Annotated in this window: 3 protein-coding genes; 1 reads left to right on the forward strand and 2 read right to left on the reverse strand. The window is 43.1% G+C overall.

Going from position 1 to position 2,987, the window contains the following annotated elements; all coding sequences use genetic code 11:
• Positions 1–118: 118 nt before the first annotated feature.
• Positions 119–1,462 (reverse strand): sodium-dependent transporter, encoded by a 1,344-nt coding sequence (locus tag Q7A53_RS20095; protein WP_411790999.1) that lies wholly within the window; start codon positions 1,460–1,462, stop codon positions 119–121.
• Positions 1,463–1,557: 95 nt separating this feature from the next.
• Positions 1,558–1,776 carry a uracil-DNA glycosylase gene (locus Q7A53_RS20100; RefSeq protein ID WP_411791000.1) on the reverse strand — a complete coding sequence of 73 codons (219 nt, stop codon included), beginning with the start codon at positions 1,774–1,776 and terminating at the stop codon, positions 1,558–1,560.
• Positions 1,777–1,871: 95 nt separating this feature from the next.
• On the opposite strand from Q7A53_RS20100, the gene Q7A53_RS20105 reads away from it, so the two are divergent.
• Positions 1,872–2,588 (forward strand): YwaF family protein, encoded by a 717-nt coding sequence (locus Q7A53_RS20105; protein WP_411791001.1) that lies wholly within the window; start codon positions 1,872–1,874, stop codon positions 2,586–2,588.
• Positions 2,589–2,987 lie beyond the last annotated feature (399 nt).

Below are 2,987 nucleotides of genomic sequence, written 5' to 3' on the forward strand. Positions count from 1 at the left end.
CAATGGTTGTTGAAAGCATAATAAACTCATTCGACATGCAGCAAAAAATCCGAACGATGAGGGAATCATCGTTCGGATTTAATAATGGCTCAAATCCTTCTGTTCAAGCCTCTTTTCCTTAAAAAATAATGCCTAATTTGTTTAAGAAAATTAATATAATTAAAATCGGTGCTAAAAATTTTATAACCACATGCCATAGGGTTCTAAGCACTGGCAAGTTGGTCATGTCAGTGGCTTCAAGTGCTTCTGACTTCTTAAAGTACCAGCCGACAAATAAGGCCATGGCCAATCCTCCCAGTGGCAGCAGGATATTAGAGGCAACATAATCCATGGAATCCAGCACATTTTTATCTCCTATTGGGGTCACACCCGACCAGATGCCGAAACCAAGGGAAACCGTGATGCCAAGTATAAACATGATCGAACCCATAAGAATACTAGTAAAGCGGCGCGACCAGTTGCAGACACGCATAAAGTAGGCAGTCGGTACCTCAAGTATCGATACGGAGGAGGATAGAGCGGCCAGGATTAAGGCAAAGAAGAACACCAGACCGATAATGCCTCCACCCGGCATTTGTTCAAAGATGCCCGGAAGCGTAATAAACACAAGCGGCGGTCCAGAGCTCGGATCAATATCAAATGCGAAGACCGCTGGAAAAATGACCAGACCGGATATGACAGCAAAAAAAGTATCCATCAATCCGATGCCGAGAGTAGCACTTGGCAATTTATTTTCCTTCGTAAGATAACTGCCGTACGTCAGCATGGCTCCCATACCTAAGCTTAAGGAGAAAAAGGCCTGACCAAGTGCAGCGATATAAATCGATGGGTCCTTTAAAGAAGCCCAATTAGGTTGAAACAGAAACTTCAGTCCTTCTGCTGCTCCATCTAAGGATATACTATAGAAAGCAAGAATAATTAAGATAATAGCAAGAAGCGGCATAAAGATTTTGTTCGCAAATTCAATCCCATTTTTCACTCCACTAAATACAATCCCTATCGTCAATATCATAAACAAAGCCGTCCACAACAGGGGATGCCAGGCGTGAGCCGTGAATTGGCCGAATGCTGCTCCATACCCTTCCGCAGGTTCACTAAAGAATTTCCCTGTCAGGTACTCCCAGAAATAGTAAATGGACCAGCCGGCAACGACAGCGTAAAAGCTTAAAATAAGAAACGCACTCAACACTCCGAAGAAACCAGATAAGAACCACGGTGTTCCGGGTGCAAGCTTTTTAAAGGAACCGACCACGTCACTTTCTGCCTTTCGTCCTATACTCACTTCTGTTAATAGAAGTGGAACTCCAATCACGACAACGAAAGCTAAATAAAGGAGTAAAAATGCACCTCCCCCGTTATTACCCGCGACGAAAGAAAAGCGCCATATATTTCCAAGTCCAACTGCAGATCCCATCGCAGCAAGCATAAAACCTAGCTTGGACCCCCATTTTTCTCTTTCCATAATTGTTTCATCTCCCTTCCTTCTATTAATAAATATTCATCAGCATACCACAATTTATAACATGGGACGAGCTCCTATCAGAAATTTCAATTTATTTACAGTTTAAAATCTATTTTCGAGCTCGAACCAGGCTGATTCTGCCATGCGTTCCGCTGTTTAGACTGAAACTGCTCGCATTGTGTTCCTGTAGTTTGAAAGACTAGAGATGCCGGCATTTCTTTTGATTTAAACTCATAAGCTTTACAACCTCTCGGATAGGAAGGATTCCAGGTCGTAAAGAAGTGTGCACATTCGAAACAATTGATCTTTTTCATACTTCCCCTCTTCCGTACATCAAGTTATGGTAGAATCATAGCACAACAAATCTAGTTTCAGAACCGCAAATCTAGTTTCACTAGGATGTGTTTCCATGAAAAGCTGGTTCGGTTTATGGGTGGACGAGCCTTTCGTTCTATTCGGGACGACTCACTTGATTATGCTCGCAATATTCCTATTAGGAACCTTCTCTCTATGTATGTACGTGAAACTCGGCCGATCTCACCCCCGTTTTAACGGTTGGATCAGGTGGAGTCTGTTCAGCATGCTTGTCCTGTCTGAACTCAGTTACCAGACTTGGGCTGTGGTTAACGGGGTGTGGAGCATGTCCGATCGCATTCCGCTGCACCTTTGCGGCATGGCTTCTCTTATCGGGATAATCACGCTGCTTACTTATCAGCCGAAGCTTATTCAATTAAATTACTTCATTGGCATTCTTCCTGCAATTTTAGCTCTGATTACTCCTGATGTTCCTTTCGATTATCATCACTTCCGATTTTGGAAATTTTTCATTCATCATATGGCGATTTCCTGGACGAGCCTGTTTTTAATTCTGTCGACGACTGTGCGGATTACTTGGAGGTCGATGATTGAATCGTTTGTATATCTTCTGTTATATACAGGGGTTGTGGGATTTGTCAATCAGCAGCTGGGTTCGAATTACCTTTATTTACAGCACCCGCCGCTGTCTAATACCCTGTTGAATTTTTTAGGAAGCGGATACTTGTACGTTCTTAACCTCATTTTACTAGCCTTCTTCTCCTTTGTACTCATGTGGGTCATCTACAGAGCAATCACTGCTCACAAATAATGAGAGATCAATAAATCAGTCCGTTTCCCCTAATAGATCCATATCATTATAAAAAAAGAAAGGTTTCGTTGCCAAAATGGAGTGAACGGGTTTCGGGAAACATCTCGCTTTCCGCGGGCGTACGGTGTGCCTCCTCATCCTTTTAGGCTTGCGGGGTCACACCCTGTACTACTCTCCCGCAGGAGTCTCGAAGTTTCCCGAAACCCTCACTATACTTTAGAGTAACGAAACCTTACTTCATAAACTAACTTACACGGATGAACCTGCCTTATCAATTGAGATTAGTATTCAAGTTGGGAAGTAGAACTTCTATGATATAATTTCCGTTCTTCTCTTAAACGCAAGGATGGCCGGGAAATTGCGAGACTCCTATGGGAGGATAGGGCAGGGTGAGATCCC

The organism is Halobacillus rhizosphaerae (genome assembly GCF_046719735.1).
GTDB classification, from domain to species: Bacteria; Bacillota; Bacilli; order Bacillales; family Halobacillaceae; genus Halobacillus_B; species Halobacillus_B rhizosphaerae.